This is a genomic window from Edaphobacter aggregans DSM 19364, assembly GCF_000745965.1.
Classification (GTDB): Bacteria; Acidobacteriota; Terriglobia; order Terriglobales; family Acidobacteriaceae; genus Edaphobacter; species Edaphobacter aggregans.
Map to the genome: position 1 here is coordinate 1 of NZ_JQKI01000222.1, position 6,279 is coordinate 6,279.

Sequence of the window (6,279 nt, forward strand, 5' to 3'; positions counted from 1 at the left end):
AGTGGAGTTGTTTTTTAAGTCGCTCAAGCAGTTATGCAAGATCAAGACCTTTGTCGGCACCAGCCCCAATGCCGTCAAGACTCAGGTCTGGACCGCTTTGATTGCCATGCTCCTGTTGCGCTTCCTGCAGCTCAAAGCCAAGTTCAACTGGGTACTCTCCAACTTACTGGCGCTCCTGCGGCAACAGCTCTTTGTCCACCGTGATCTCTGGCTGTGGATCGACCAACCCTTTCAGCCTCCGCCCCCGCCAGCCTTTGAGCAACTGCCATTATCCTTGACATAACTTGGACAGCAGAACCTTCACTCAATCTCGAACGACGGAGCCAGAGTTCGTTCTCCATGATTTACATAGCTCGCCCCCAGCCCTAGATAGGCCATGGCGAAGTTCGGATCGAGCTGGATCGCGCGCTGGAACAAAGGGACGGTAGCAGCCGCGGCGCCTTCCATCGACGCGACTGTCCTTGCCAGGCTTAACGCCTGAAGCGCCTCAAGAGAAGGTGTGGTGGCCTGCGCAAGCGGAGTATCGAACTTCTGAATCGTATTCAGCGATTCGCCGAGCCTGGTACGTAACTTCGGAGCCGCCTTGTCCATCGCCGAAAGCACCTGCTCTTTGCCTGAGGCTCGCTCCTGTTCCTCGGCGAGCGTCTCGCCAGTGACGCAGTTCACTGCTTTGAGGCCCAGGACATACTGGCTCCCCAGGCTCGCAATCGAACCGCTCAGGTAAGCCTTACTTCCTGAGCGCTGGCACACGTCGCGGGCGATCTCCGGGGTGAGTCGAGCGTCCCGCGGCTGGCCCATCATTTTTAGGGTCTGTTGAATTTGTTGGTCAGAGATGATCGACAGGAATGGTGATTGTTCCAGTTGGACAGCCAGTCCCTGCCGCAGCGTGCCGTCAAAGACCGTGTCCCCGGTGGTGTTCGTAAAGTCTGCGAGAACGATCGTATCTTTGTCGCTCAGCGCCTGCGTTTTGCGCGGATAGTAGAGCCATCCGGCGATTCCCAGGCCGGCGATTACAACGACACCCACGGCCGCCGCGACAATCTTCACGCCCGGGCGCACGCACTGTGGCGCCGGGCTCTAGCCCCACATCAGCCGCTTGCTCTGCCCGTGTGGCACGTAGCGCAGGCGTCGCGGCCCGCACGCTTGCATCCTGCCAAACGCCAACTTCGGAGGATGGCTGCGCCAAATGCCCGCTTTCCGTATAACGTTGTATCCGCTTCAAATCCGCATGCATCTCGGCAGCAGACTGGTACCGCAGCCGAGCATCTTTCTCGACCGCCTTCTGGATCATTTGCTCAAGCTCGGGGGGAACATCGGGATTCAATCGCACTGGAGGCACAGGCGCGCGATTAAGAATCGCGTCTGTGATAATTCCCACAGTGTCGCCGCGGAAAGGCAACGTGCCGGTTGCCATTTCATACAGGACAGTGCCGAATGAAAAGAGATCCGTCCTCGCGTCGAGATGCTTGCCGCGCACTTGCTCGGGCGACATGTGGACCACAGTGCCCACCACGGCGCCCGGAGCCGTCAATCCTATGTCCGCCATCGTCGTCAGTGCCGCTTCGCCAATCGGCGGCGTGACGAGCTGGGCTAAACCAAAATCAAATACCTTGGCGTGCCCGCGCTTCGTGACAAAAATATTGGGCGGTTTGATGTCACGATGGACGATTCCTTTTGTGTGCGCTGCGTCCAGAGCATCGGCAATATCTATCGCAATGCCGAGTAGTTGCTCCAACTCCATCGGACGGCCTGCGATAGCATATTTCAGCGTCACCCCTTCCAGATACTCCATGGCAATGAAGGGGTTGCCGTTTTCCTCGCCGATGGCGTAAATCGTACAGATGTTAGGGTGATTCAGCGCGGACGCAGCCTTCGCCTCGCGACGAAATCGCTCCAGGGCTTGATGGCCTCGCGCCAATTCTTCCGGCAGAAATTTCAACGCAAAGGGGATGATCGTTCGGACCGCGTCCTGCGTTTGTCAGTTCGGGGCTGTGGATTGCGGGTGGGCTGAATCCGCCAGAGGGTTGGGCGGGATTTCTACGCATTTAAATAGTTGACAAGCGTGCATGGTTGTTGCCTAATTGGCAGCGCAAAAATTTACTCTCTAAGACAAACGTTTGTCTCGTTCGAAAAGGTTTCCTGCTTGTCGAGGAATTGCGGGTTGTGTACGTCGTTGATTGCAAGATTTCTGGAGGCAACATCATGAATACGAGAAGGATTCGATCGATACTCGGCGCAGTATTGTGGGTTGGGTGTGCAGGAGCAGCTTTAGCGCAGAGCACGAACTCTGCTGATATTCGAGGAACGGTAACGGATTCGTCGGGGGCGCTTCTGCCCGATGTGACGATAACGGTACTGAACGTCGCCACGGGTGTCTCGAAGAATTTCACGACCAACAAGGACGGCTTGTACGACACCTCGTCGATTGTGGTGGGGACGTACTCTGTCACCTTCGAGAAGCAGGGATTCTCGAAGTTTGTCCGGTCGTCGATCACGGCTGATGTCGGCTTTACGACGGTGAACGCGGAGCTGAAGGTGGGCGCCGTGACCGAGCAGATTGTCGTCAACACCGACGTTCCCCTGCTGCAGACGGAGTCGGGTGAGCAGTCGACGACGCTCGAAGCCAAGAAGATGGCCGAGCTGCCGAACGTGGGGCAGAACTGGGAGAATTTCACGATCCTGCTGCCTGGAACGGCAGGCACGGCGTCGGCCTCGCAGGGCGCGACGCCTGGCCAGTCGGTCGCGGCCAATGGCAACCTGCCGTATAACGCGGTTCTCGCCGATGGCGCGACCTCAACCCTGTCGCACAGCGCCAACGCCGACGTCTCGGTCTTCGAGACGGTGCAGGAGTTGCAGGTGAGCACCTCGTCGTTCTCTGCTCAGTACGGCATTGGTGGCCTGATCTACAACCAGATCAGCAAGGGTGGTACCAACACCTTCCACGGATCGCTGTACGAGTACTGGCAGAACGATGCGCTGAACGCACGAAGCTACTTTGCCAAGACGGTTCCGTTCCTCCGCTACAACAACTTCGGCGGATCGGTCGGTGGACCGATTATGCGGAACAAGATGTTCTTCTACTTCAACTACGACAAGATCATCAACAACGGTTCCGCCTTCGGGTTTGCGAATGTGCCGACGGTGAAGATGCGTAACGGCGACTTCAGTGAATTTGCAGCAGGTTCCATTGGGGATCCGGCGACGACCCGAACTGGCAAGGATTCCAGCGGCAAGACGATCATCATTCGCGATGCCTTCGCCGGTAACCAGATCAATCCCTCGCGCTTTGACTCGGTTGCCAAAGCGATTCAGCAAACCTATCCGCTGCCCAACGTTGCCGGAAGTCCGCTCACCAGCAATTACTACTACCAGGTGCTGTCGCCAAATCCGTTCCAGAAGTTCTTCGGTCGCTTTGACTACGACCTGAACAAGACGAATCGGATCACGGCGTCGGTAACGCAGCGCGACAACCCGGCTTTCTATCCAGGACAGGACATTTGCCCCATCAACTGCTATACCGGCGATGTCGACAGCACAAACGCGCAGATCAGCGACGTGTGGAATATCAGCTCGCGCACGATCAATGAAGTCCGCATGGGATATACCAAACAGCTGAACTTCTTTGCCGCAGCGTCGCTGGACCAGGGCTATCCAGCTAAGATTGGGCTGCAGTTCTCAAAGGCCGATACGTTTCCTACAGTCAATGTCACCAACATTCAATCGCTCGGACCCGGAGTGAACGCTACGTACAAGGAACATATCTTCGATCCTTCTGACGTAGTGACGATGATCCGCGGAAAGCATATTTTGCACTTTGGCGGCGAGTACCTTATCTATGAAGACAACTCGACGGCGTGGGGCAACATCAATGGCGCTACGGTAGGCTATAACGGCACCTATACTGCGAGCGCGGCTTCGGGAGGCAAGGCTGCCATTCCCGGACTTGCGTATGCAGACTTCCTGCTGGGACAGACGCAGACCTGGTCAGCCAGCGTGAAACCTGAGTATGCGGCGCGGCAGAAGAGCCCGCAGATATTTATTCAGGATGACTTCAAGATCAGGCCGAACCTGACCCTGAATCTCGGACTGCGGTACCAGATTACGCAGGGCTGGTCGGACGCGAAGAAGAACCAGCGTACCTTCGATCCGACAATTCCCAACGCAGTTTCCGGGAATCTCGGTGCGATGTGGTTCCCCAACAACAATGGACGTAGTTCCCTGCAGGCAACCGTATGGGACACGTTCCTTCCCCGACTGGGATTCTCCTACCAGGTGCATCCCGATACTGTGATTCGCGGCGGATGGGGCATCTATGCCTATGGCTGGAGCCTTGATACCTACGGCAGCGGTCAGGGAGATGCATTTGGATCGAGCGGCAGTAAAACAGACAACACAAATGGGCTCACGCCCGTGGTCCTGCTCTCGGGTAGCGGATCGAATCTGCCCTATGTTTCCGCGAGCACATCTCCTACTGCGTTCAACGGTCAAGGCGTGGGCTACAACCAGTACCATACGCCGGTGGCGAAGATTTACCAGTGGAATCTGGCAGTTGAAAAGCAGGTCGGTAACGACATGTCGTTCGCGGTTGCCTACGTTGCCAGCCACGGGTTCAATCTTGCGTTCCCAGTGGATATCAACCAGATTCCGGAGAACAGGCTGGCGGTCGACGACGTAGCCAAGGGATACCGGCCGTTTCCGCAGTACCAGGGGATCGGCGGCAGTACGAACAATGCCATCTCGAACTACAACTCGCTGCAACTCACCGTGCAGAAGCGTCTGACGCATGGGCTGAGCCTTGATGCGAACTACGTGTGGTCGCACTTCCTCGACGATATCGATTCGTCGGGCTGGGGGCAGCGCGCCGGCACGCAGACCTATCAGCGGGCCCACGATCCTGCCGCGAACTATGGGCCGTCGAACTTCGACATCCGCAATGCCTTCAAAGGAATCGTCGTGTATCACCTGCCGTTAGGCAAGGGCGCCATGTTCCTGAACAACAACTCGCTTGTCGATGCTGTCATCGGCGGCTGGCGTGCCTCGGGCACGTGGGTTCTGCAGAGCGGCGTGCCGTACACAGTGGTGGTTGGCGGTGCAAACAACTCCTACTCTCAGGCCGGTCAGTGGTATCCCAATATGGTCGGTAACCCGAATCCCAAGAACCGCTCGATTAAGCAGTGGTATGATCCTGCAGCGTTTGCCGTGCCCGCAGCCGGGACCTTCGGCACCATGAGGAGAAACAGCCTCTATGGTCCGAGCTTTAAGCTATTCAACATGTCGCTGGCCAAGAGCTTCCATATCTGGGAGCAGATGGCGCTGCAGGTTCGGGTGGACGCGAACAACGTGTTCAACCATGCGAGCTTCAACCAGCCGGCCAGGTCCTTCAACCAGGCTGGGGCGGGCCAGATCACCAGCACGGTCAACGGTGGTGGTGGACGCTTCATGCAGCTCGGAGCGCGATTCTCGTTCTGACATACACTCCCTCGGGATGGCGGGCGATGCCTGCCATCCCGGTTTCTTTTAACGAGCCTCGCAGAGGAAGTGTATGGTCGCGAACTGCGATGGCAACGCCGGCCACCGGGGGTACTTCGTACTGCGGGTTTACTTCGATACGGTTGCTGCCGCGGCGAACTCACGATTGAGTGCCGCGACTTCGCGACGGTAGGCACTGATGCTCTTCTCGCCAATATCGAGCTTTGTGAAAAACAACCCGAATAATGGCCAATTGATCCCATAAGCTGGCCCAGAGCTTTCTGGCATGCCCGAGCGGTGGATGTGCGAGCTATCCGACGTGAGAATCGATGCAAATATTCGGGTGCTGAACGCAATCAATTCTGCCACTCCAGCAGTGTTATGCTGCACCAAGTGCAAAGCTCTTCCACGCCCAAGGCGGGCGTTGGCGCAGCCGAGGTTCGATCAGGATGTGGTCGGAGTCAGGCGCAGGGGAGTAAGGTGCGGGTTGCCGACCACACACCGAGCGCCGGGATAAACCGGCATGTTGTAGGGGGTGAAAGTCCCCTACAGGAAAGGAAGTAGCGAATCCATCCTGGCCTCGAGTCTTGCAGGCGGCATCGCGAGGTGTCGGTTGAAGCGTAGACAGAGGGACCAGTGGGCCCGGCTATTGAGCTTCGAAAAGTCGGTTGATCAGGATGCTGACTCCATGGTGTGTAGGGGGAAGGCAATACGGCAGCCACGTTATACGCGAGTGGCTGTCCGGTCCTGCGTAGTCGGAGAACCCGGGCACGCTGACAAAACAACATGCACGAGAACCGGGAGATCTCC

4 protein-coding genes and 1 pseudogene are annotated in these 6,279 nt (G+C 57.3%); 2 read left to right on the forward strand and 3 right to left on the reverse strand.

The genetic code is table 11. The features are described from left to right. Positions 1-283: pseudogene (locus Q363_RS47190) on the forward strand (IS4 family transposase); the annotation flags it as partial. A 17-nt stretch (positions 284-300) separates the two neighbouring features. Here the strand turns inward: Q363_RS47190 and Q363_RS42445 are convergent. Beyond that, positions 301-801, reverse strand: coding sequence for a tetratricopeptide repeat protein (locus Q363_RS42445; RefSeq protein ID WP_035358058.1), 501 nt, complete (start codon positions 799-801; stop codon positions 301-303). A gap of 91 nt (positions 802-892) precedes the next feature. Then, the gene (locus tag Q363_RS29980; protein WP_051979543.1) at positions 893-1,939 is read right to left on the reverse strand and encodes a serine/threonine-protein kinase; all 1,047 of its coding nucleotides are present in this window, start codon (positions 1,937-1,939) and stop codon (positions 893-895) included. A gap of 263 nt (positions 1,940-2,202) precedes the next feature. Between Q363_RS29980 and Q363_RS29985 the strand changes: the two genes are divergently transcribed. Continuing rightward, positions 2,203-5,469 (forward strand): TonB-dependent receptor, encoded by a 3,267-nt coding sequence (locus tag Q363_RS29985; protein WP_035358063.1) that lies wholly within the window; start codon positions 2,203-2,205, stop codon positions 5,467-5,469. 129 nt (positions 5,470-5,598) lie between these two features. Here Q363_RS29985 and Q363_RS29990 read toward each other — a convergent pair whose 3' ends face one another. Then, positions 5,599-5,862, reverse strand: coding sequence for a hypothetical protein (locus Q363_RS29990; protein ID WP_157467891.1), 264 nt, complete (start codon positions 5,860-5,862; stop codon positions 5,599-5,601). Positions 5,863-6,279 lie beyond the last annotated feature (417 nt).